We start from the raw sequence: 23,508 nt of genomic DNA on the forward strand, positions 1-23,508 counted from the left end.
TCAGGGGGTGAGGCGGTTGTCGACCATCGCGAGGGCGGAGCCGATGGCCATGTGCATGTCGAGGTACTGGTAGGTGCCCAGCCGACCGCCGAAGTGCACGTCCGGCTCGTCCGTCATCAGCTCGCGGTAGCGCTTGAGCCGGTCGCGGTCGGCGGGCGTGTTCACCGGGTAGTACGGCTCGTCCCCGCGCTCGGCGAACCGCGAGTACTCGCGCACGATGACGGTCTTGTCGGAGGTGTACTCGCGCTCGGGGTGGAAGTGGCGGAACTCGAGGATGCGCGTGTACGGCACCTCGGTGTCGGCGTAGTTCATCACCGGCGTGCCCTGGAAGTCCCCGACCGGTAGCACCTCGCGCTCGAAGTCCAGGGTGCGCCACGAGAGCGACCCCTCGGCGTCGTCGAAGTAGCGGTCCACCGGCCCGGTGTACACCACCGGCACCTGACCCACGACGGCCTTCTTGTTGACCGGCTGCGCGTCGTCGAAGAAGTCGGTGGCCAGGCGCACCTCGATGTTCGGGTGGTCGGCCATGCGCTCCAGCCACGCCGTGTACCCGTCGACCGGCAAGCCCTCGTGGGTGTCGTTGAAGTACCGGTTGTCGTAGGTGTAGCGCACCGGCAGCCGGGAGATGATCGACGCCGGCAGCTCACGCGGGTCGGTCTGCCACTGCTTGGCCGTGTAGCCCTTGATGAACGCCTCGTACAGCGGCCGCCCGATGAGCGACACGCCCTGCTCGTCCAGGTTCGACGGCCGCCGGCCCTCGAGCTCGGCCGCCTGCTCGCGCACCAGCGCACGCGCCGCGTCGGGGCCGTGCGCCGAGCGGAAGAACTGGTTGATCGTGCCCAGGTTGATCGGCATCGGGAACACCTCGCCGCGGTGCGTGGTGTACACGCGGTGCACGTAGCTCGTGAACGCCGTGAACCGGTTGACGTACTCCCACACCCGCTCGTTCGAGGTGTGGAACAGGTGCGCCCCGTACCGGTGCACCTCGATGCCGGTGTCCGGGTCCAGCTCGCTGTACGCGTTGCCGCCGATGTGGTCGCGGCGGTCGATCATGAGCACCTTGCGGCCCTGGCCGGCCATCTGCTCGGCGACGGTCAGGCCGAAGAGTCCGGTGCCGACGACGACGAGGTCGGTCATGTCAGGTTCCTCCAGGTTGCGCCGGTGGAGCTTGTCGAGACCACGGTCCCGGGTTTCGACGGGCTCAACCAGCGGGACGGGTTTCGACGGGCTCAACCAGCGGGACGGGTTTCGACGGGCTCAACCAGCGGGATCGGTCAGTCCGGCTCGTACCCGCCGCGCAGGCGCGTGTAGGTGCGGTACCCGGCCTTGCGCACCTTCTCGGGCACCACGCGGTAGCCGGCGCGCACCACCACGTTGCGCACCAGCTGCGGGCCCGTGAGGAAGCCCTCGGAGTGCAGGGTGCGCTGCAGCGCGAGCTCGGACGCGAGCAGTCGCCGCCCGCCGCGCCGCGCGTACGCCCCGGCGCCCACGCGGTAGAGCACCAGCGGGTCGGTGACGTTCTGCGCGACCGCGCCGCCCGCGATCATGCGGGCGAACAGCAGGTAGTCCTCCATGAGGTCCAGGTGCTCGTACCCGCCCGCCGCGGCGACGGCGGAACGCCGGTACACGACCGACGGGTGGTTGAACGGGTCGCGGAAGCGCGCCGTCGTGGCGATGTCGTCCCCGGTGGGCGGCATGCGCACCATGCCGGGCGCGGCCTCGTCCTCGTCGAACTCCTGGATGGCGGAGCCGACGATGTCGTGCCCGGCGGCGACGAGCGGCACCTGGGCGGCGAACCGCTCAGGCCGCGAGATGTCGTCCGCGTCGGCGCGCGCCACGATCTCGTGCTTGCACGCCTCGAGCCCGGCCTCCAGGGCGCGGGCCAGGCCGACGTTCCGGTCCAGCGGAACCAGCGTGACGGGGACGTCGGTGAGCTCGTGCAGCCGCGCGAGGACGGCGGCGACGTCGTCGCCCACGGGCCCGTCGCGGACGACGACGACCTCGTCGGGCCGGAGCGTCTGGTCGCGGGTGACGGACAGGAAGCCGCGCTCGAGGTGCGCCGCGTCGTCGCCCGCGTACACAGGCAGCAGCACGGAGAACCGCTGGTCGTCGAGGGGGCCGCGGGCGACGGGCGTCCGTGCCGCCTGCGCCGAGGCGGGCGTGGCCGGACGCGACGGGCCGACATCGCCGTCGGCCGGGCCCACCTCGACCCGGGCGACGCTCAGCGCGGCCGGCCCGACGCCGGACAGCACCTCGGTGTCCGCACGGGGGCGCCGCACCATGCCGTGCCACAGCCCGCGACCGCCGGCCTTCAGCAGCGTGGCGCGGTCGGAGGAGCGCTCCACGGTGCGGGTCCAGCGACGCAGCGTCGACCCGCCGTAGAGCACGCGCTCCGACGCCGCGAGGGCCGACGAGCGCGTGAACGTCCAGACCTTGTTCCGCACCTCGTAGTAGAAGCGCGGGCCGGGGTCGTCGTCGGTGCCGACCAGGCGGGCCGTGCGGTGCTCGACGACGCTGCCCGGCACGTACAGGCCGGTGCCCCGGCGCAGCAGCCGGGTGGAGTACTCGAAGTCGTCGTTCCAGATGAAGAAGTCGCTCACCGGCAGCCCCAGGGCCCGCACGGCGCGCGCGTCGATCAGCATCGACACGAAGGACATCGACCGCACGGGCATCGCGCCGACGGCACGGGCCCGGTGCAGCTCGGCCGGCGTGGCCCCCGGCCGCGTGCGCGGCGTGTTCATGGGGTGGTCGCTGCCGTCGGTCCACACGACCCGGCTGGCCATCGCGGTCACGTCGCCGGCGTAGGCGTCGCGCGCGCCGAGCAGCGCGTCGAGGGCCGTGGGGGTGGGGATGGTGTCGTCGTCCATGACCCACACGAGGTCGGCGTCGAGGTCGGCGACGGCGGTCGCGATCCCGACGGCGAAGCCGCCGGCGCCGCCGGTGTTGCGCTTGAGCGCGACGACCTCGGGGGCGCTGGGGTGGGACCGCGCCACCTGGAGGGCGTCGTCGGTCGACGCGTTGTCGACGACGACGACGCGATCGACCGGGCGGGTCTGCGCGGCCAGCGCGTCGAGGGCCGCGCCGAGCAGCGCGGCTCTGTTGTACGACACGACGACCGCAACGACGGAGGGGGTGGACATCCCGCACATCTTAGTGGGCCGCGGGGGGTGCGAAGGTCGCCCGCCAGGTCTCCGGGTCGACCAGGCCCCCGGCGGCGGCCCGCCACCGGCCCGAGACGGCCCTCCACCGGAGAGCGAGGCGCAGGTGCGTGCCCACGGAGGCCCACGCCAGCCGCCAGAACCGGCGCCGGTCGCGGCGCAGCCAGACGCCGGAGCCGCCGTCGGAAGTCAGCACCAGCACCGAGTCGTGCCCGGGCACCTCCCACCAGGTCGCCTGCTCGCGGCGCAGGGTGGCGGCCGGGGCGTCGCCGCCCGGGGTGGGGCGGAGGTTGCGCGCCAGCCCGCTCAGCGCGAGCCGCGCCAGCGCCACGGGCGAAGACGGCCGCGGGCCCGGACCGGGGCCCGCTGCGCCGCCGGGCGCCCGGTCGAACACGGGGTCCCCGGCGCGGTGCACGGTGGTCTCGAGGTAGGCGGAGCCCACCGCGCGCGCGGCCGGGACCACCCTCTCGAGGTCGGCGTGCAGGTCGCCGGGGCCGGCGAGCACGTCGCGCAGGGCGCGCAGGTGCAGGTCGACGGCGTAGTACCGCATGCCCAGCAGGAGCTTCAGGTCGGTGGCGAGCAGCCCGGGCAGCAGCAGCCCGGCGCGCGGCCGACGGGCGTGCAGCAGGGCCGCGATCACCCGGTTGCGAACGTGCAGGTAGGCCTGCCACTCGACGGTGTCGTCCTTCTCCGTCCAGGCCACGTGCCACAGCGCCGCGCCGGGCAGCGACACCGTGTCGCGGCCGGCGTCGCGCGCCCGCAGCCCGAACTCCGCGTCGTCCCACTTGAGGAACAGCGGCAGCGACAGGCCGACGGCGCGCAGCACGTCGGTGGGCAGGAGGCACATCCACCAGCCGTTGAAGTCGCTGACGCCGCGCTCGTGCAGCCAGGGGGTGTCACGCAGCGGGCCGGCGGCGAGGTCGTGCCACTGCTGGTCGGGCCGCGGCGGGCCCCAGTTGAAGGTGCGCTCGTGCACCACCTCGCTGAACGAGTTGAGCACCGTCGGGCGGTACAGGTCGAGCATGTGCCCGCCCACGACGACGGGCGTGCGGGCGGCGCGGTGGAAGCGGATCGCCCGCAGCAGCGCCTCGGGCTCCACCTCGACGTCGTCGTCGAGGATGATCACCGCGTCCGCGTCCGGGCGGTCGAGCGCCTCGAGCATCCCCCGGGAGAAGCCGCCCGACCCGCCGAGGTTGCGCTGCTCGATCACGGTCAGCCGGTCGCCCAGGGCGGCCGCCACCTCGGCGTAGTCCGGGTGGTCGACGACGCGCCGCGTCCCCTGGTCGATGACGAGCACCGTGCCCGCCGCCTCGGCCAGCGGCGCCGAGGCCGCGATCCGCCGCAGCGTGGCGACGCAGAACTCCGGCTTGTCCATCGTGGTGATCGACAGGCACACGTCGCCGGTGCGGCGCGGGCCGACGTCCACCAGCCAGCGCGCGTCGGTGACGACGACGTCCGTGTCTCCGGCGTCCACCTCGAACCACAGCCAGCCGCCGTCGGCCATGCCCGAGACGTCGACGTCGATCACGACACTGCCGGTTGAACCTGTCGGAACCGAGGTCTCGACAGGCTCGACCGACGACGTCGAGGCCCGGGTACCGACAGGCTGAACCGGCAAAGTTTCGACAGGCTCCACCAGCGAGGTCGCGTCCGAGCGCACCAGCCGCACGGTGCCGGCGCCGGTGGCGTCGACCTCCAGACGAGCCGTCGTCACGCCCGCCCAGCGCACCCAGTACGAGGCCGGGAACGCCGAGAAGTAGGTCGCGAAACCCTGCGAGGTGCCCGCCGGGACGCGCGCCCCGTCGCCGGAGACGACCGCGGGGCCGTCCTCCACGCACAGGGCGCGGCGGTCGGACGACCCGTCGGCAGGGAGCAGGATCAGCTGCTGGGCGAGATGCACGCGCTCGACCCTAGCGCCCTCGCCGATCCTCCCTGCTGTCCTTCGCCGGTTGAGCTTGTCGAAACCACATGGGGTTTCGACAAGCTCAACCAGCGGTGGTTCCGACAAGCTCAACCAGCGGTGGTTCCGACAAGCTCAACCAGCGGTGGTTCCGACAGGCTCAACCAGCGGTGGTTTCGACAGGCTCAACCAGCGGTGGTTTCGACAGGCTCAACCAGCGAGGGCTACCAGCGCGCGATGGAGATCTTGCTGATCCGTACCTTCTTCCCGTCGCTCACCTTGCGCAGCGTCACCGTGCCGTCGGACATGCTCGACAGCTTCACGCTGAAGATGCGGTCGCCGTCCCGCGCCCTGCCGAAGTCGAGCGTGCCGCGGACCTTCCCGCCCACCAGCACCTGGAGCTTGCCGTCGGCCGGGTTCGTCGGTCCGCGGACGATGACCCGCCGCACCTGGTTGGCGCTGCCGAGGCTGATCTTCGCGCCGCCCTTGGTCGTCTGGTACGCGTAGTCGCCGTAGTAGATCTTGTGGTGGACCTTCTTCCACCCGCTGGAGAACGACCACGACTTCGGCAGGATCGTGGTGCTCGTGCGCACGACGCTCGTCATGGGGCCGCGGTGGTACTTCGAGCTGATCGCGCGCACGGCGATCTCGCGGGACTTGCCGTAGCTCAGGTTCACCGTGATCGACCTGGCCGTGGTCTTCGACTTGAGCACGCGCCAGTAGTTGGTGCTGGGCATGTCGGAGTTCCAGTGCGCCTCGCGGTACAGCACCTGGTAGTACTTCGCGCCGGACACCTTCTTCCACTTGTACGTCGCCTTGGTGGACCACTGCACGGGCGCCTGCGAGGACGACGGCGTGTACCGGGTCGGCGCCTTCACCGCCCACCGCATCGAGCCGTACTTCTTGATCGCGGCGGCCTTGCGCGACGCCGCGCCGTTGCGCAGGGTGCCCATCTTCGCGGCGAGATATCGGCCCGGACAGGCCGTCTCGTTGGTGGTCCGGTGCATCAGCACGGTGGGCACGCGCACCGTGGTGCCGGGGTTCGCCCGCGTGCCCGAGCCGGTGCTGCCGCCCGTCATGAGGGTCGTCCTGCCCTTCGGGTTGATGTGGTACTGGTACGACTTCCACGCGATCACCTTGGCGATCCCGCTGAGGAGCGCGCTGGTGGGCCTCGCCGTCTCGAAGTTGCCCATCGCGGAGACGCCGATCGTGCCGGTGTTGTACCCGCCGGCCTGGGCGCCGATCGGGTTGTCGACGCGCGCGTCCTTGCGGCCCTGGAAGATGTTGCCGTACTTGTCGACGAGGAACTGGTACCCGATGTCCGGCCAGCCGCGGGACCTGGTGTGGTACGCGTAGATGCCGCGCACCAGGGCGGCGGACTGGCTCTCGCGATAACCGTTCGTGCCCGCGGTGTGGTGCACGTAGATCGCCTTGAGGGACTTCGACGTCTCGGGCCAGCTGCCCGACAGGGACTCGTCGGCACCCCAGCCGGACCGCGTCACGACGTGGGGCCGGATCTCGAACCCGGTGCCCGCGCTCGCCGAGGACGCCGGCCCGGTGTCGCTCCCGATGTTCGCGTCGGCGCGGGAGGTGCCCGGGTCCACCACGTCCACCTGGAGGCCCGCCGGCGGCGTGCCGCTCGCGGTACGCACCCGGGCCTGGACGCCGTCGGCCCCGGTCGACACGATCGGTTCCGTCCCGGCCCGGCCGCCCTCCAGGGCGATACCGTCCAGGCCCATCGACTGCCAGTCGGTCCACAGGCCGCCCTCGCGCACGCGCACGGCCACCTCGGTCACGTCCTGCGTCGACGCGGCGTCCCAGGTGACCCCGGCGACGAGGAAGTCCTGCGTCGTGGTGCGCTCGCTCAGCGCCGCCAGGTCGCCTTCGTCCGGCGCCTCCTGCGTGGACAGCGCCTCCGCCCCGTCCCCGGGGTCCGCGCCCTCGGCCGCCTCGGCGCCCTCCGGCGCCACGTGGTCGTGCCCGACCGCGTCGTCGAGCGCACCCTTCTCGTGGCGGGCGCCGGAGTCGATGCCGTGCATCGGCACGCGCTCCACGTCCGGGGCCACCGCGTGGGCCTGAGGCACCGGGAGGGAGACGGTCGGGAGGACCACCCCCGCGAGGGCCAGCGCCACGACGGTCGTCGTCGTGACGCAGGTCCGGACCGTTCGTCGAGCCATTCCTCGAGTCGCATCCCTTGTCGCCATCGGTCGTCTCCGCTCGTCCACCATGGTCGCGCCGGGCACCTGACCCGCACGACGATAGGGAGTCCGACGCGCCCCGGCACCCCGAGGCGCAGATCCGTCGTGGCCGGGCAGCCTCCGGATGCCGGTCCCGAACCCCTGGGGCACAGTGGCCGAGGGGGTGATCACGATGAACGACGACCGCACGAGCGAAGGGGCCCGTGCCCCGAGAACACCGACGAGCCGCCGTGGCACGGCCCGCCGTGGTCCGCGCCGCCTGGTCGCGGCCGTGGTCTCGGGCCTGGTGGCGGTCAGCGGCGGGGTGGCCGTCGCGACGTCCGCACAGGCAGCGCCCCCCAGCTCGTTCACGCTGACCGGCTCGGGGTACGGCCACGGCGTCGGGATGGCGCAGTACGGCGCCTACCAGCTCGCCCGCCAGGGCAAGGCGAGCTGGGACGTCCTCAAGCACTACTACTCCGGGGCGAACGTCGCCTGGAAGACCACCACCGGCAACAACATCCTGGTGCAGGTCTACGGCAAGGACCCCGCCGGGCGGTCCGGCTACGGCGACACGAAGAAGACGACCACGGTCACGGTACGCGGCGGCAGCTGGCGCCTGGGCAACGAGGACGGGAAGACCCTGGCCACCGGCTCCGGCACGGAAACCTTCGCGGTCACGGTGACGGCCGGCGGGCGTTCCCGGGTCACGGTGAACGGCAAGAAGTACTACGACCAGCTGCTGCGCATCAACTGGTCGGGAACCCGGTACTACAAGCGCACGGGGAAGGCCGCGGTCGCGTCCGTCTCAGGAGCGCACGGGACGTACAAGCACGGCCGGCTCACGACGACGGCCCGGGGCGGCGTCCCGAACATCACCAACGACGTGCTGCTCAACACCGAGTACCTGTACGGCATCGCGGAGATGCCGTCGTCGTGGGGGCTGAACAAGGGGCTGTCCGCACTGGCCGCGCAGGCGATCACCGCTCGCTCGTACGTGCTGACCAAGCCGGTGGACGCCGACTGCCGCTGCAACGTCGTCGACGACGTGCGCGACCAGTACTACTCGGGCTGGAAGAAGGAGTCCGAGGGCACGGGAGCCAAGTACGGCAAGGTCTGGAAGAAGGCCGTCGACGCCACCACGTCCAGCCGCACCCGGGCCCGCGTGCTGACCTACGGCGGCAAGGCCGTGGCGGCGCACTACTACTCGTCCAGCGGGGGGCGGACGGCGAACTCCGAGGACGTGTGGGCGTCGAGGATCGCCTACGAGCGCTCGGTCTCCGACCCGTACAGCAAGGCGGCGCCCGGCAACTCGTACGCGTCGTGGACCCGCAAGATCACCCAGGCGAAGGCCCGCGCGCTCTTCGGCCTGCCGAACGTCCAGTCCATCAAGGTGACGGCGAAGTGGTCGAGCGGTCAGGTCCGCACGCTGACGGCCACCGCGTCGAACGGCGCGAAGGCCACCCTGACGGGCAAGGCCGACGCGATGCGCTCGAAGATCGGCGCCCGCACCACGACCGGCTCCGTCCCCGCGGCCTGGATCACCAAGATCGCCGCTGGCTGAGCGCGTCGCCGGGCGCCACGAGGTACCCGTTCTCGCGTCGCGGATCACCTCCGCGGGGCCGTAGCAGCAGTCGTAGGCGACGAACGGCGTGCCCGCCGACATGTCCTCGGTGAGGGTGAGCGGCAGCCCCTCGTGCCGGGAGGTCATCGCTGCGACCCGCGCAGCCGCGAACGCGCGCAGCGGCTCCGCGGTGCGGCCGCGGAACGTCACCGCGTCGGCGATGCCGAGCCCGGCGGCGAGCGCCCGCAGGAGGTGGTCGAGCCGCTTCTGGGGGGTACCCGGCCACCGCCGGGGCGGCCGGCGTTCGCCGTCGTCGGCGGCGGTCAGAGCGTGCGGGCGTCGCTCTCCAGCAGCACGGGGATGCCGTCGCGCACGGGGTACGCGAGGGGCCGCTCGGGATCGGTCGAACGCAGCTCGGGCTCGCCCTGTGGCCCGACGGCGTCGACCAGCTCGGCGCCGGTCACCGGGCACCGCAGCACGCTGCGTACCCACGGGTCGAGTCCGGTGGTGGCACTCGCCGCGCCGGTGATGCCCTCGTCCTGGGTCATGCCTGCGTCCCCTCCCGCACGAGCGACAGCACGTCGTCGCGCACCTTGATCATGATGTCCTCGTCGGCCGCCTCGACGTTGAGCCGCAGCAGGGGCTCCGTGTTGGACGCGCGCAGGTTGAACCACCACTGCGGGTGCGCGTCGTCCCAGTGCGCCACCGTCAGCCCGTCGAGCTCGTCGACGTCCGCGTCGGGGTACGACGCGCCGTAGGCCGCACGCACCCGCTCGGTCGCGGCCGCGGCGTCCGCCACGGTCGAGTTGATCTCGCCCGACGCGACGTACGGGGAGTACATCTCCGCGACCACGGACAGCGGGTGCGGCTGGCCGCCGAGCGCGGCCAGCACGTGCATCGCCGCGAGCATGCCGGTGTCGGCGAAGAAGAAGTCGCGGAAGTAGTAGTGCGCGCTGTGCTCGCCGCCGAAGACGGCGTCGTGCTGGGCCATCTGCGCCTTGATGAACGAGTGGCCCACGCGGGTGCGCACCGTCGTGGCGCCGCCGGCCCGCAGCAGGTCCGGCACGGCGCGGGAGGTGATGAGGTTGTGGATCACCGTCGGCGTGCGGCCGGCGTCGAGCTCCTTGGCCACCTCCCGCAGCCCCACCAGGGCGGTGACCGCGGACGGCGAGACGGGGTCGCCGTGCTCGTCGACGACGAAGCAGCGGTCGGCGTCGCCGTCGAAGGCGAGGCCGAGGTCGGCGTCGTGCTCGACGACGGCGGCCCGCAGGTCCTCGAGGTTCTTGGGGTCCAGCGGGTTGGCCTCGTGGTGGGGGAACGTGCCGTCGAGCTCGAAGTACAGCGGCACGATGTCGAGCGGCAGCGCGGGCAGCCCCGCCCCCGTGCCGAGCACCGCCGGGACCGTGTGGCCGGCCATGCCGTTGCCGGCGTCCACCACCACCTTCAGCGGGCGGATGCCCGACAGGTCCACCAGCCCGCGCAGGAACGCGGCGTAGTCGCCGAGCGTGTCCTGCTCGCTGGTCGAGCCTGCGCCGTCCTGAGCCTGTCGAAGGGTCGAAACCGTCCCGCTGGTTGAGCTTGTCGAAACCGTCCCGCTGGTTGAGCTTGTCGAAACCGTCCCGCTGGTTGAGCTTGGCGGGCCGTCCAGCAGCTCCTGCGCGAGCTCGCGGACCGCGGCGAGCCCGGTGTCCTGCCCGACGGGCCGCGCGCCCGCCCGGCACAGCTTGATGCCGTTGTAGACGGCGGGGTTGTGCGACGCCGTGAACATCGCCCCCGGGGCGTCCAGCACCCCCGACGCGTGGTAGAGCCCGTCGGTCGAGCACAGACCGATCCGCACGACGTCGACGCCCTCGCCCGTCACACCCTGGGTGAACGCCTCCACCAGGGCGGGGCCGGAGTCGCGCATGTCGTGGCCCACCACCACGCGCCGCGCCCCCTCGGGCAGCGCCACCACCCGGGCGAACGCGGCGCCGATGGCGCGCGCCACGTCGGGCGAGAGCTGGTCCGGCACGGTGCCGCGCACGTCGTACGCCTTGATGATGGTGCCCAGGTCGATCGTCACGCCCCACAGCGTACGTGCCCCTTCCGCGCTCCAGCGGGTGGATCTGCGGGTGGATCGGATCCGCGCGGGGCCCCGCCGTCGGCCCGGTGTGGAAGGCTGAGCACCGTGCCCGAGCTGTACCCGCTGGAGAACACCGTCCAGCACTCCGACTGGGGCTCGCGCACGCGCCTTCACGAGCTCCTCGACACCACGCCCGACGGCGAACCGGCCGCGGAGCTGTGGCTCGGCGCGCACCCCAGCGCCCCGTCGCGGGTGGTTCCGTCGTCGGCCGCGTCGTCATCCCCGACGTCCCTGCTGGAGCTGGTGCGCTCCGCCCCCGACGCGATGCTGGGACGGCGCGTGGCCGACGAGTACGGCCCGCGGCTGCCGTACCTGCTCAAGGTCCTGGCGGCCGACCGGGCGCTGTCCCTGCAGGTGCACCCGCGCCCGCACGCCGCGCGCGCCGGGTTCAACCGCGAGAACCGCGCCGGACTGTCCGCGGGCGACCCGCGCCGGTCGTTCCACGACGACCAGCACAAGCCGGAGATGGTGGTCGCGCTCACCGAGTTCGACGGGCTGGCGGGGTTCCGCGCGCCGCGCGCCGTCCTGGACCTCGTCGACGGGCTCGACGGCGCCCTGGTGGGCGCCGTCCGCGACCTGCTCGCCGCGGACCGGTCGGCGCGCGGCGTCAAGGCGGCGTTCTCCCGCCTGGTCGCCGCGCGCCGCGACGTCGGCACGCGGCAGGACGTCGCCGCGACGGTGGCGTCCGTCGGCGCGCGCCTCGCGGGCGGTTCGCCGTCCACCCGCGCGGACGCGACCGTCCTGCAGCTCGCCGACCAGCACCCCGGCGACCCGGGCGCGCTCGCGTCGCTGCTGCTCAACCGCGTCACCCTGGACCCGGGCCAGGGCCTGTTCCTCCCCGCCGGCGAGGTGCACGCGTACCTGTCGGGTCTCGGGATCGAGATCATGGCGTCGTCGGACAACGTGCTCCGCGCCGGCCTCACCACCAAGCTGGTGGACGAGGCGGCGCTGGTCGAGTGCGCGTCCTTCGTGCCGCGCCCGCCGCAGCCGCCGCGCACCCGGACCACGGGCGCGCGGGGCCAGGTGAGTACCTACCGGGCCCCGGTGCGCGAGTTCGCGCTCTCCGTGGCCGACGTGGTCCCGGGCGAGGACGTCGACCTGCCCGGGGAGGGGCCGCGCATCGTGCTGTGCCTCGCCGGCGACCTGACCCTCACCGCCGAGCGGTGCGCCGGCCCGACGACGGTGCGCCGCGGCGGCTCCGTCTTCGTGCCGCACGCCGCCGGTGCCCTGACGCTCTCCGGCTCCGGGCACGCCGTCTGCGCCTGGGTGCCCTGACCCGCGGCTCCGCCGGTGGGCTCAGTCGCCCTCGGCGCGCAGCACGCGCAGGTGGCCGCGGCGGGCGGTCTCGGTGACCGACGTCGGCTCGCTCACCGGCTCCTGACGCACGCGGCCGGCCTCGCGGACGGCCTCCGCCAGCGCCGACAGGTCGTCGGGGGACGGCGCCGGATCCTCGAAGGCGGGGGTGAAGCGCATGACCTCCCACCCGCGGGGGGCGGTCAGCCCCTCGGCGTGCTCCGCGCACAGGTCGTAGCTGTGGGGCTCGGCGTGCTGCGCGAGCGGACCCAGCACAGCGGTCGAGTCCGCGTACACGTACGTGAGCGTCGCCACGGCGGCGCGCGAGCACGCCGTGCGCGAGCACTGCCTCACCGATCTCACGCGGGGAGACTACGCCGTAGCCGGGTACCCGCGCACGGGGCTCGCCGTGCCCCGCCGGTTGAGCTTGTCGAAACCCGGGGTTGATGGTCTCGACAAGCTCGACCGACGAACGAACATGGTCTCGACAAGCTCGACCGACGAACGAACATGGTCTCGACAAGCTCGACCGACGAAGGAACGGGAGCTCGCTCGACCGGTGGCCCCCACCGACGGACCCCCCTGGTTAGGCTCGACGGGTGCACAACCTCGCCGGCCCTGAGCCCGACCCCGCCCAGCCCGACCCCGGTGGCGTGCCGACGGTCCGTCGTCGCGACCGCCGCGGCCGCGGGGTGCGGGGCCCGCTCCTGCCGCCGGGGATGCCCGCCCACCGCACGCGGGCGGAGCAGTTCGACGACCTCGTGCTGGACGTGGTCGAGCTGCTGCAGCGCCGCTGGGGCGCGCAGCTCGCGGGCGCGGAGTTCGCCGTCGAGGACGTGCCGCCGTCCGAACCGGCCCCGTGGGAGATCGAGGGCGTGCCGCTGGGTCGCTGCTTCCCCGCCGAGTCCGGCCAGGCCGCGCGCATCGTCGTGTACCGACGCCCGGTGGACTTCCGCGCGGCCGACGACGCGGACCGCGCGGACCTGGTGCGCGAGGTCGTCGTGGAGCAGGTGGCGCACCTGCTGGCACGCAGCCCGGAGGAGATCGACCCCGAGTACGGCAGCTGACCCGCCGGACGTCGGCCCGCGCCCTCAGCCCGCCGCGTCCTCAGCCCGCGGAGTCGACGGCCCGCACGTCCACGGCGCCGGGGGTCGTCACGGTTGCCGTGGGCGCGAGGGTCGCGACGAGGGAGCCCGGGGCGGCCGTCCCGTCGTCGGCGCGCAGCACCGCGGCCCACGTCACGGCGGGCTCGTCCCCCTTCGCGTCGTTCTTCGCGCCGGCCCTCGCGCCGGCCTTTGAGTCGGCCTCGCCGTCCGCGCGGTCGACGCTCACCCCCGCCGGCGTGGTGCCCGCGTCGACGACGTCGGCCATCGCGAGCGAGGTCGTGGTGCCCGCGGCGAGCTCGACGTCGCGGCTTCCGATCTCGGCGCCCGCGGCGTCGTAGGCGCGCACCGTCACGGAGGTGGACCCCTCGGGCTTCGTGTCGGCGTCGCGCACCGCCGGCACGGCTGCCAGCGTGAGCGCCGAGCGGACGCCGCCCGGCAGCCCCACCTGGCCGGCCGGGGCCCCCGCCGGCGTCGGGGCCACCGCCTGCCCGGCGGACCAGGCCACGTCGTAGGGCGTGCCGCCCACCACGGAGTCCTCGGGCTGCCGGCCCGGATGGTCGGTGCGGCTCGCCCCGACGACAGGCACGTCCGCGTCGACGACCACGGTGTACCCGCCTGCGGGCAGCCCGCCCAGCGGGACGTCGGTCACGACGCCCGCCTCCAGCTCGACCTCGTCGGCGCCGCGCAGCACCACCGCACCAGACGGCCCGTACACGCTGACCCGCGCCGTCCCGCCCTCGGTGCCGGGTGCCAGCACCCGCAGGCGCGGCGCGTGCGGGTCGTCCACCGCCTCGCCCCGGCTCAGCACGCCGCTGACGGCGAAGGACTCGCGTGGCGCGGCCGACGCCGTCAGCAGTTCCACGCCCGCCGGCAGCAGCCCGTCGATGGCCTGGCTCTGCAGGGTGGCCGTGACGCGCGCCCCCGAGGAGCGCACGTTCAGCGCGAGGCGCTCCTGCTCGGGCGCCACCGACTCGAGGCGGGTCGTGACCTGCTCGTGCGGGGCCACCGTGAACGTGCCACTGCCGCCGAGCGCCACCGGGCCGCTCGGCCCGTAGGCGTCGAGAGCCACCGTCGCCGGCCGCTCGGACGGGTTCTGCACCGTCAGCGTCGCGGTCGCACCCACCACCGTGGCGCCGCCCACCAGCCACTGGGACGTGGCGGGGGTGGTGCACGCCCCGACGCCGAGCCCGCGCAGGTCGCCCTGCGTGGTGACGGAGCCCATCGCCCCGGCCGCGCGGAACGGTTCGTCGGCCACCGGCGTCGCGCGCAGCACCCGCGTGCCGTCGACGCCCGCCTGCTGGGCCGCGGCGCCGGCGCCGGCGTCCAGCGGGGCCTCGTCCTTGCCATCGAGCGCAGTGGTGAGCGCGTCCTCCCGCGCGCCGCCGAGCACGACGGCGCCCAGCTGGCTGCGTGTCGCGACCGGCGTCGCGTCGAACTGCGAGTCCCCGACGTCGGATCCCTCCGGGAGCGCGACGGGCGTGGGGCAGACGACGGTCGCGTCCGCCGGCTGCACGCCCACCGTCCGCGTGCCCGCCGCGACGGCACGCTCCTCGGCGCCGGTCCACGACTGCGCCCACTGGTCGCCGAGCACGGCCACGGCGGCGAGGGCCGCGACGGCGACCACGCCGGTCACCGTGGCCACCGCCGCGCGCACCGCGCGCCGCACCCGCGCGCTCCGCACGTCCGTGCCCGTCCCCCCGGGATGCTCCGGCGTCACCTGCGGCGTCCTCCCGCGAGCCTCCGGCGCCTTCTTCGGCGCCTTCTCCGCGCTCATCGTCCGCGCCGCCGTCCGACGGGCAGCGCCAGCAGCACGTGCACCAGGAGCACCGCCCCCGCGAGCACGAGCCAGGCCGTGCGGTGCGACGACTCGTACCAGACCTCCAGGTGGCCGGCCGTCGGGCCGACGGCGAACGACTGCGTCCCGCCCGCGTCCGCAGCCGGGAGCCGCCGCCCGTCGAGCGTGGCGTGCCAGCCGGGGTCGGCCGTCTCGGCGAGCCGCAGCGCGCGGTCCTCGTCGCCGTCCGCCAGGCGGTCGCTCACCCGCATGCCGTCGGACGGCAGCGTGCGCACGGCGTCCTGGGGCGCGAAGTAGGGGCTCGGCGCATCGTCGCCGGTCCCGGCAGCGTCGGGGTCGCCGCGCAGCACGGTGGCCCAGCCGGGCCCCGGGCCGTCGGTCGTGACCCGCCACACCAGCGGGCCCTCCTCGGTGACGCGGGTGAGGCCCGGCACGAGGTCAAGGGTGGTGGCCAGGTCGGCGTCGCCGCCGGCCGGGACCTGCACCGCGCCGATGCCGAGCGCCGCGAGCCGGTCCGCGACATCCGTCGAGCGGCCCGTCGCCACCTCCGCCGCGACCTGGTCCAGCAGGGCCGTGTCGGCGCGCTCCGCGCCGTCCCCCTGCGGGATCAGCCCGGCGGCCCGGGCACGGACCACCGTCGACGAGTCCTCGATCCGGGTGCCGTCGGCGTGCAGCAGCGAGTAGTCGACCACCGCGGGGTCGGGGGCCCCCCGCGCGGAGCCCCCGTCGTCCGCGCCGGGCTGGACGCGATCGATCTGGAGCACCCGCGCGGACCGCGGCGGCGCCTGCATCTGGGTCCCGACGGCCGGCACGACGGGCGCCTCGGCGGCGTGCAGGTCGCCCACGCCCCCGCCGTCGGAGGACTCGAGCGCCCACGACCCGAGCTGCACCCCCGGCAGCGCGAGGGCCACGACGCCGATCGCCACGACCCCGGCGGAGCCCACCCGCCGGAGGACCCCCCGGGGCTCCTCCGTGCGCGTTCCTGCCACCGGCGTCGGCACCCGGCCCGTGCTCGGCAGCGCACACACCGCGGCCGCGCCGAGTGCGAGCAGCAGCAGCGAGAGCCCCACGCCGGGCCAGCCGGTCACGCTCGCGGCCGTACCGTCCGCCGACGTGCCGCTCGCGACCGCCGTCGCGACCGCCAGCACGGCGACGGACAGTCCCGCCGCCGCCGCGAGCCACGCGACCCGCACGCCGCGCACCCCGCGGCCTCGCACCAGCGCGACGGCGGCGAGCACGAGCACCGCCCCACCGAGCAGGGCCGGGCCCACGACGCCGATCCGGCCGAAAGACCCGTCGCTGCCCAGCCACTGCCCGAACCAGGCGGTGTCGCCGGGCAGCCCCAGCAGCAGCTCGATCGCCGTGGGGGTGCCCTGCGTGACCAGCGGGGCGCCCGGCTCGGCGACCAGCAGCCGCCAGCCGCCGTCCGACCAGGTGCTCAGCACCTCGCCCCAGAACGGCAGCGGCAGCACCACGGCGGGCACCAGCACGAGGAGCAGGGAGCGCCACGACCGCGGCACCGCCAGCGCGGCGACGACGATCAGCACGACCGCCACGGGCAGCAGCACCGGGGCCGCGCACACCGCGACGGCGAGCAGCAGCCCGGCCGCGCCGGCGGCGCCGAGCGACCCCCGACGTCGGAGCGGATGGTGCGCGACGTCCCGTGCATGCACCCCCACCGTGTGCAGCACGGCGACGAGCACCCACGGAAGGACCAGGTGTGCGACGACCGCGCCCAGCCGGCCGGAGCCCAGCGACGCGAGGAAGCCCGGCGCCGCCGCCCAGACGAGCGCGCCCACGGCCCGCACCACGACCGAGCGGGTCAGGCTCCCGGTGGCGTACCAGCCGGCGAGCGCGGCCAGCGGCAGTGCCACGACGACGAGTGCGTTCACCGCCGTCTGCAGCCCGCCGCCGACCAGCCCGGCGAGCGCCGCGAGCGGCAGGAGCAGCGGGTCGGCGGGCGCGCGGGCGCCGAGCCCGTCCCGCACCCACCCCGATGTGGCGGCCTCCCAGACGTCGCCGACGGTGCCGGGCGCCGGCAGGAGCCCCCCGCCCACGACCCGGCCGCCGTCGGCGAGCACCCCCTGCCACGGCCCGAAAAGCACGACGTCGAGCGCCACCACCGCCACCATGACGACCGCCAGCACGGAGCGTCGCGTCCGCCCGAGACGCCGCAGGTCGGCACGTTCCAGCTCGCTGGGCGCCCACCGCGCGCGCTGCGCCTCGGCGCGCGCGAGGCGTGCGTCCCGGCGCTCGGCCAGCACCTGCCGCCACGTGCCGCGCAGCGGGGCCAGTACCCGCCGGGGAAGCCGCCGCGAGCGGGTCGCCCGCCGCCGGGCCCGGTACAGGGGCACCAGGCGCAGCGCAGTGACCACGGCCGCGACGATCTCGTCCCGCGCGTGCGCCGGCCGCTTGAGCGCGAGCCGGTACATCGCCGCGAACGGCGCCCACAGGATCACCCCGAACCAGGCGAGCGGCAGCAGGGGCAGCGGCGCCTCGACCAGCCGCAGGTAGAGCTGGCTGCGACGGCGGCCGTAGCGCGACGCCTCGAGGTCGGGGGTGGCCGTCGGCCTGCCGCGCAGCCCCAGCAGCGACGCCTGCACGTGCCGCACCACGGCGTCGGGCACGACGACCACGCGGTGGCCCGCGAGCCGCGCGCGGCGGCACAGGTCCAGGCCGTCACCGAACGGGCCGAGCTCCGGGTCGGTGCCGCCCAGCTCGACCCACACGTGCGCCCGCACGAGCGCGCCGGCCAGGCCCACGGCGAGCACGTCCTCCCGCGCGTCGTGCTGCCCCTGGTCGATCTCGGTGTCGTCGACTCCGGTCATCCGGCGCCCGAGCGGCGAGACCGTGCTCCCGACCTCGATCAGCATGCTGCCGTCCGACGCGGGCGCCGGGGTGCCGTCGGGGGCCGTCCCCCAGCGCCGCTGCTTGCAGCCCGCGACGGCCACCGCGCTCGAGTGCTCCACGGCGCGCAACAGCCGGGCCAGGGCGTCGGGCTCGGGGGCGGAGTCGTCGTGCAGGATCCAGAGCCACCCGGTCTCCGGGACGCCCACCGCCTCGTTCGCCCGGTCGACGGCGTCGCCGAGGCTCCGGGCGCCCGCCGCCGCCACGAACCGCGCGCCGCCGAGGCGTAGGTCGGGGTGGGCGGTGGACTCGGAGGCCCCGACGTCCACGACGACGACGTCGTCCGCGGCGCGCTCCTGGTGCGCGAGGGCGTCGAGCGTGGCGTCGAGGTAGGGGGTGCGGCCGTGGGTGACGACGACGGCCGTCACGCTGACCACCAGGGGGACGGCGCCCGTGCCGTCCAGCCTCTCGCCGGTGGTGGTCGAGGGCGCGGCGGCGGAGGTCGCGCCCGGGGGTGCGACCTCACCGCCGGGGCGGACTCGGGTCGGGTGCGGAGCAGTCATCCTGCCCGCCATGATGCGACGGGCCCCGACCACGTCGTGGGATATCCGGCCCGTGCGTGTCGGGCCGGATATCCACCGCTCAGACGGCGCGGCGCTTCAGCTTGCGACGCTCTCGTTCCGAGAGCCCGCCCCAGATCCCGAATCGTTCGTCGTTCTCGAGCGCATAGCCCAGGCACTCGGCCCGGACCTCGCACGACGCGCAGACCTTCTTCGCGTCGCGGGTGGACCCGCCCTTCTCCGGAAAGAAGGCCTCCGGGTCCGTCTGGGCGCACAGGGCTCGTTCCTGCCACCCCAGGAGAGTCTCGTCGTCGACCACCGCACCGTCGCCGAACAGCGGCAGCACAGGCGCCACGCGCTCGGGCTCACGGACGACGTCAGACGGGAAGACCCCCCGGTCCCCATCCAGCAAGTTCCACATGGCGTGCCCCTCCATGCCGTTCTTTTTACGGAAACTGCATACCTGGAATTACACGCGTGTCCTTCGGAACCGTCAAGTCGAAATGTGCTAGTGATCTCGATCTCCACCGGCCATTCACATGCCCTCGACCCCGGTGTCGGGACCGACGAGGCCGGCCCCTCGTAGGCTGACCTGCGTGAACTCTCTTTCTGCCGTCCACCCGGCACCCCGAACGATCCCGCAGATACTCGATCTGATCGTCTCGGACCCGGGGCGTCCGCGTCTCACGTGGTATGGGGACGGCGGGGAGCGCATCGAGCTCTCGGGCGCCGTGCTGCAGAACTGGGTCAGCAAGACGGTCAACCTCCTCGTGGAGGAGTTCGACGCCGCACCGGGGACGATCGTGACTCTCGACCTGCCCGTGCACTGGCGCGGCGTGGTGTGGGCGGTCGCCGCGTGGCGCAGCGGCACGACCGTCCGCACCGCGGGTGCCGCGCCGGAGCCCGGCGCCGACGTCGTTGTCACGTCCCGGCCGGCGGCGTGGGCCGACGTCCTGACGACGCCCGGGGCGGCCGACCTCGTGGCCGTGGCCCTGCCCGCGCTCGCCCGGTCCTTCGACGGCGAGCTGCCCCCCGGCGCGGTCGACGCCGCGTCGGCCGTCATGACCTACGGCGACGTCATCGGCTGGGCGCCGGAGGCGGATCCGTCGGGGACGGCCCTCATGGCAGCGGGCGACGCACCCGACACCTCGGCCGTGTCCTACGCAGACCTCGTCCCCGCGCCGGGGGCCGCGGGCGCGCGGGTGCTCGTCGACGGCGGCCGGCCGGTCGGCGAGGTGCTGCGGGAGCTCCTGGCCATCTGGGCCGCCGACGGCTCCGTCGTGCTGACGTCCGTGGGCGCCGCCGCCGAGCTGGCCGCCGACCCGGCGCGGCTCGCCCGGCTGTGCGACAGCGAGCGGATCACCGTCTCCGCCGGTTGAGCTTGTCGGAGCCCAGACGGCGCCGTGGGTTTCGACAGGCTCGACCAGCGGCAGTGAGTTCACCCGGCCGATGACTCGCGATTGCGACACAATCAACAGCCATGCGCGGCATCATCCTGGCCGGCGGGTCCGGCACCCGGCTCCACCCGATCACCATCGGCGTGAGCAAACAGCTCGTGCCCGTCTATGACAAGCCGATGATCTACTACCCGCTGTCGACGCTGATCCTCGCGGGCATCCGGGACATCCTGGTCATCACCACCCCGCACGACGCCGAGCAGTTCCGCCGCCTGCTGGGCGACGGATCCCAGTTCGGCGTGTCGATCGAGTACACCGAGCAGCAGCAGCCCAACGGCCTCGCCCAGGCCTTCGTGCTCGGCGAACGGTTCGTCGGCAGCGACGAGGTCGCGCTCGTGCTCGGCGACAACATCTTCTACGGGCCCGGCCTCGGCCGGCAGCTCACGCGCTTCCACGATCTCGTCGGCGGGGCCGTCTTCGCGTACCGGGTCGCGGACCCGACGGCGTACGGCGTCGTCGAGTTCGACGAGCACGGGCACGCTCTCTCCCTGGAGGAGAAGCCGCGCGAGCCGCGGTCCAGCTACGCGGTGCCCGGCCTGTACTTCTACGACAACGACGTCGTGGAGATCGCCAAGGCGCTGCGGCCGTCGACCCGCGGCGAGTACGAGATCACCGACGTCAACCGCGAGTACCTGCGCCGCGGCACCCTGCAGGTCGAGGTGCTCCCCCGTGGCACGGCCTGGCTCGACACGGGCACGTTCGACTCCCTGCTGGAGGCGTCCGACTACGTGCGCACCATCGAGCGGCGCCAAGGCCTGAAGATCGGCGCGCCCGAGGAGGTGGCCTGGCGCCGGGGGTTCCTCAGCGACGACGAGCTGCACGTCCGCGCCGAGAAGCTCGTGAAGTCCGGCTACGGCACGTACCTCCTGGGCCTGCTCGGCGCCGGTTGAGCCTGCCGTTCGCCGCCGTGGCGACGCACGAGACGGGCGGGGCGGGTTGTCTCGTCCCGAGGCTGGTCGGGCCTGGCGGGAGCAGAGCGAGGGACGAGCGATGCGGATGGCGCGCCTCGGGACGAGACAACCCAACCCGCCCGCCGGTTCCACCGTCAGGTCCGCGGCGCGCTCCCCCACGCGACGAGCCCGGTGCCGGTGTGCGGGAACGCGCGCTGCGCCATGCGGAACGGCCAGGTCGCGGCCCGGACCAGCGTCCCCTGAGCGGCCGTCGTCGGCTGGAAGAGGCGGCCGCTGCGGGCGGTGCGGTCGGCGGTGCTGCCCTCCTCCCGCAGGCCCGGGCGGCGCCGGGCGATCTGGTTGCGGGCGGCCTCGAGGGCGTAGCCCAGGGGCATGCCGTACAGGCGCAGGCCGACGTCGGTCAGCCCGGCCGACACCAGCAGCGCGGCGAGCGCGGGCGGGTCGTAGCGGCGGAAGTGCCCCACGGCCTCGTCCATGGGCCCGTACCGGGCCTGCCAGGCGGGCGTCGAGACGAGGAGCATGCCGCCCGGCCGGAGCCGGGAGACCCACTCGCGCAGCGCCGCGGCGTCGTCCTCGATGTGCTCGATCACCTCGAAGGCGCAGACCAGGTCGAACCGCTCCGCGGCCGGCAGGGTGTCGAGCGGGCCCTGCACGACCGCGCCCGGCACCCCCGCGTCCGCGAGCCGCTGCTCCGCCGTGCGGGCACTCACGCCGTCGAGCTCGACCCCCGTGTAGCCGGCCGCGCGCGCCGCGAGCCGCACGGCCGCGGCGCCCTGCCCGCACCCGACCTCGAGCACACGGCCGGGCGCCGCGGGGAGCCGCTCCTCCACGACGTCCCAGCGCAGGCTGCCGTAGAGCGTGAGCGGGGGCGGCGGGGTGGTGGCTGCTGGCACGGGCGCTCCTTGTGGTTCGACGACGGGCTCGACGGGGTTGCGCGGTTCAGCCTGCCAGCACCTCGTCCGCGGCCGCGTCCCACCGCGCGGCCCAGTCGCCGATCGGCTCCACGCCGACGGCCCGCAGGGCGTCGTGGCCGAGCACCGAGTACGCCGGCCGGGGCGCGGGGCGCACGAACGCCTCGCTCGTGGTGGGCCCCACCCGCACCTGCGCGCCCGTCGCGGCGACGATGCGCTGCGTGAAGCCGAACCACGTCGTCCGTCCGCCGGCGGTGCCGTGGTACGTGCCCGCCGGGGCCTGCGCCTCGACCAACCGCACGATCAGGTCGGCGAGGTCGCGGGTCCAGGTGGGCTGGCCGCTCTGGTCGTCGACGACGGACAGCTCGTCCCGCTCGCCCGCGAGGCGCGCCATGGTCCTCGGGAAGCACCCGCCGTGCGCCCCGTACAGCCACGCGGTACGCACGACGAGGTGGTCGGGCGCCTCGGCCGCCACCGCCCACTCCCCCGCCGCCTTGGTGCGGCCGTAGGCCGAGGTCGGGGCCAGCGCGGCGTCCTCGGCGTACGGGGCGACCGCGCGGCCGTCGAAGACGTAGTCGGTGGACACGTGCACGATCCGCGCGCCCGCAGCGTCGGCAGCACGGGCGAGGTTCGCGGCGCCGACGGCGTTCACACGGAACGCTTCGGGCTCGTGGGACTCGGCGTCGTCCACCGCCGTCCACGCCGCGCAGTTGACCACCACGTCCACGTCGCGCACGACGGCAGACACCGCCGCCGGGTCGGTGATGTCCAGGTCGGCCCGGCGGGCCGCGACGACCGGCGCGTCCGCGGCGCGCAGCAGGTCGAGGAGGTCGTGGGCGAGCATCCCGCCCGCGCCGACGACCAACCAGCGCAGGTCGCGGGCCCGGGCGGTCGACGCCTCCCGCCGTGCTGCGGCGGGCGAGCGTGCGTCGGCGGCGGCGTCGGTGGTGCTCACCCGTAGGATCCTAGGACCTGGACGTCCCGACCCCCGTCCCGACCACTGGAGCGCAGCGTGGAGTTCCGCGAGCTGGCCGTGCCCGGCGCCTACGAGATCACCCCGAAGCAGTTCGGCGACCCCCGCGGCCTCTTCCTCGAGTGGTTCAAGGCGGGCCCGTTCGCCGACGCCGTCGGGCACCCCCTGGACCTGCAGCAGGCCAACGCCTCCGTCTCCGCCGCCGGCGTGCTGCGCGGCATCCACTTCGCCGACGTCCCGCCCGGCCAGGCCAAGTACGTCACCTGCCCGCAGGGCGCCGTCCTCGACGTCGTCGTCGACATCCGCACCGGTTCCCCGACCTTCGGCCGCTGGGACGCCGTCCTGCTCGACGACGTCGACCGCCGCGCCATCTACCTCGGCGAAGGGCTCGGGCACGCGTTCCTGTCCCTGCAGGACGGGTCCACCGTGCTCTACCTGTGCGCCACCGGCTACAACCCGGGCGCCGAGCACGGCGTCCACCCCCTGGACCCCGGGATCGGCATCGCCTGGCCCACCACCGCCCGCGACGGCTCGCCCCTCACCCCGCAGCTCTCGGACAAGGACCAGGCCGCCCCCACCCTCGCCGAAGCCGAGCAGCAGGGCCTGCTCCCCACCCACGACGCCGTCCAGGCCCACCTGCGGACCCTCGCTGGTTGAGCTTGAGCCGTCCTGAGCCTGCCGAAGGATCGAGACCCCGCCGCGCGAGGTAGTAACGATCTCGACGAGGTAGTCCA

The 23,508-nt window shown here is 74.4% G+C and carries 18 protein-coding genes and 1 pseudogene; 6 read left to right on the forward strand and 13 right to left on the reverse strand.

What is annotated here, in order from left to right; translation table 11 throughout:
- The 4 genes from glf to AC1C2V_RS02245 all read right to left on the reverse strand — a co-directional run bounded on the left by glf (position 1) and on the right by AC1C2V_RS02245 (position 7,235).
- Positions 1-1,137 (reverse strand): UDP-galactopyranose mutase, encoded by a 1,137-nt coding sequence (glf, locus tag AC1C2V_RS02230; protein ID WP_495387934.1) that lies wholly within the window; start codon positions 1,135-1,137, stop codon positions 1-3.
- A 137-nt stretch (positions 1,138-1,274) separates the two neighbouring features.
- Positions 1,275-3,140, reverse strand: a complete 1,866-nt coding sequence (locus AC1C2V_RS02235) for a glycosyltransferase (protein WP_495387935.1) — start codon at positions 3,138-3,140, stop codon at positions 1,275-1,277.
- A gap of 10 nt (positions 3,141-3,150) precedes the next feature.
- Complete coding sequence (locus AC1C2V_RS02240; protein ID WP_495387936.1) at positions 3,151-5,058, reverse strand: glycosyltransferase; 1,908 nt, start codon at positions 5,056-5,058, stop codon at positions 3,151-3,153.
- A gap of 224 nt (positions 5,059-5,282) precedes the next feature.
- Positions 5,283-7,235 (reverse strand): peptidoglycan recognition protein family protein, encoded by a 1,953-nt coding sequence (locus tag AC1C2V_RS02245; RefSeq protein WP_495387937.1) that lies wholly within the window; start codon positions 7,233-7,235, stop codon positions 5,283-5,285.
- Positions 7,236-7,428: 193 nt separating this feature from the next.
- Here AC1C2V_RS02245 and AC1C2V_RS02250 point away from each other — a divergent pair, with 193 nt between their 5' ends.
- Positions 7,429-8,799: a SpoIID/LytB domain-containing protein gene (locus AC1C2V_RS02250; RefSeq protein ID WP_495387938.1), complete on the forward strand. Its 1,371-nt coding sequence runs from the start codon at positions 7,429-7,431 to the stop codon at positions 8,797-8,799.
- 30 nt (positions 8,800-8,829) lie between these two features.
- Here the strand turns inward: AC1C2V_RS02250 and AC1C2V_RS02255 are convergent.
- The 3 genes and pseudogenes from AC1C2V_RS02255 to AC1C2V_RS02265 form a co-directional block, all read right to left on the reverse strand.
- Positions 8,830-9,126, reverse strand: a pseudogene (locus AC1C2V_RS02255) (glycosyltransferase); the annotation flags it as partial.
- Positions 9,123-9,347, reverse strand: coding sequence for a Trm112 family protein (locus AC1C2V_RS02260; RefSeq protein WP_495387939.1), 225 nt, complete (start codon positions 9,345-9,347; stop codon positions 9,123-9,125). The pseudogene AC1C2V_RS02255 and the gene AC1C2V_RS02260, both read right to left, overlap by 4 nt.
- Entirely contained in the window at positions 9,344-10,861 is a 1,518-nt protein-coding gene (locus AC1C2V_RS02265) for a phosphomannomutase/phosphoglucomutase (RefSeq protein ID WP_495387940.1), read from the reverse strand. Before AC1C2V_RS02265 ends, AC1C2V_RS02260 begins: the two co-directional genes overlap by 4 nt.
- Positions 10,862-10,966: 105 nt before the next feature.
- On the opposite strand from AC1C2V_RS02265, the gene manA reads away from it, so the two are divergent.
- Entirely contained in the window at positions 10,967-12,196 is a 1,230-nt protein-coding gene (manA, locus tag AC1C2V_RS02270; RefSeq protein ID WP_495387941.1) for a mannose-6-phosphate isomerase, class I, read from the forward strand.
- A 21-nt stretch (positions 12,197-12,217) separates the two neighbouring features.
- Here the strand turns inward: manA and AC1C2V_RS02275 are convergent, their stop codons facing one another.
- Positions 12,218-12,577: a DUF3499 domain-containing protein gene (locus tag AC1C2V_RS02275; RefSeq protein ID WP_495387942.1), complete on the reverse strand. Its 360-nt coding sequence runs from the start codon at positions 12,575-12,577 to the stop codon at positions 12,218-12,220.
- 236 nt (positions 12,578-12,813) lie between these two features.
- Here AC1C2V_RS02275 and AC1C2V_RS02280 point away from each other — a divergent pair, with 236 nt between their 5' ends.
- A complete protein-coding gene (locus AC1C2V_RS02280) occupies positions 12,814-13,281 on the forward strand; it encodes a metallopeptidase family protein (RefSeq protein ID WP_495387943.1) in 468 nt (155 codons plus the stop codon).
- 40 nt (positions 13,282-13,321) lie between these two features.
- On the opposite strand, the gene AC1C2V_RS02285 is transcribed toward AC1C2V_RS02280, so the two are convergent.
- The 3 genes from AC1C2V_RS02285 to AC1C2V_RS02295 form a co-directional block, all read right to left on the reverse strand.
- The gene (locus AC1C2V_RS02285) at positions 13,322-15,094 is read right to left on the reverse strand and encodes a DUF5719 family protein (protein ID WP_495387944.1); all 1,773 of its coding nucleotides are present in this window, start codon (positions 15,092-15,094) and stop codon (positions 13,322-13,324) included.
- Positions 15,091-18,525: a glycosyltransferase gene (locus AC1C2V_RS02290; protein ID WP_495387945.1), complete on the reverse strand. Its 3,435-nt coding sequence runs from the start codon at positions 18,523-18,525 to the stop codon at positions 15,091-15,093. The genes AC1C2V_RS02285 and AC1C2V_RS02290 overlap by 4 nt, the downstream gene beginning before the upstream one ends.
- A 79-nt stretch (positions 18,526-18,604) precedes the next feature.
- Positions 18,605-18,943, reverse strand: coding sequence for a WhiB family transcriptional regulator (locus AC1C2V_RS02295; protein ID WP_495387946.1), 339 nt, complete (start codon positions 18,941-18,943; stop codon positions 18,605-18,607).
- A gap of 175 nt (positions 18,944-19,118) precedes the next feature.
- Here AC1C2V_RS02295 and AC1C2V_RS02300 point away from each other — a divergent pair, with 175 nt between their 5' ends.
- Together AC1C2V_RS02300 and rfbA are read left to right on the forward strand one after the other, a co-directional pair.
- Positions 19,119-19,901: a TIGR03089 family protein gene (locus AC1C2V_RS02300; RefSeq protein WP_495387947.1), complete on the forward strand. Its 783-nt coding sequence runs from the start codon at positions 19,119-19,121 to the stop codon at positions 19,899-19,901.
- A gap of 101 nt (positions 19,902-20,002) precedes the next feature.
- Positions 20,003-20,869 (forward strand): glucose-1-phosphate thymidylyltransferase RfbA, encoded by an 867-nt coding sequence (rfbA, locus tag AC1C2V_RS02305; protein ID WP_495387948.1) that lies wholly within the window; start codon positions 20,003-20,005, stop codon positions 20,867-20,869.
- Positions 20,870-21,024: 155 nt separating this feature from the next.
- Here the strand turns inward: rfbA and AC1C2V_RS02310 are convergent, their stop codons facing one another.
- Together AC1C2V_RS02310 and rfbD are read right to left on the reverse strand one after the other, a co-directional pair.
- Positions 21,025-21,783, reverse strand: a complete 759-nt coding sequence (locus tag AC1C2V_RS02310) for a class I SAM-dependent methyltransferase (RefSeq protein ID WP_495387949.1) — start codon at positions 21,781-21,783, stop codon at positions 21,025-21,027.
- 46 nt (positions 21,784-21,829) lie between these two features.
- Positions 21,830-22,675, reverse strand: a complete 846-nt coding sequence (gene rfbD, locus AC1C2V_RS02315) for a dTDP-4-dehydrorhamnose reductase (protein ID WP_495388435.1) — start codon at positions 22,673-22,675, stop codon at positions 21,830-21,832.
- Positions 22,676-22,813: 138 nt separating this feature from the next.
- Here rfbD and AC1C2V_RS02320 point away from each other — a divergent pair, with 138 nt between their 5' ends.
- Complete coding sequence (locus AC1C2V_RS02320) at positions 22,814-23,431, forward strand: dTDP-4-dehydrorhamnose 3,5-epimerase family protein (protein WP_495387950.1); 618 nt, start codon at positions 22,814-22,816, stop codon at positions 23,429-23,431.
- Positions 23,432-23,508 lie beyond the last annotated feature (77 nt).

The organism is Isoptericola sp. Y541 (assembly GCF_059445465.1).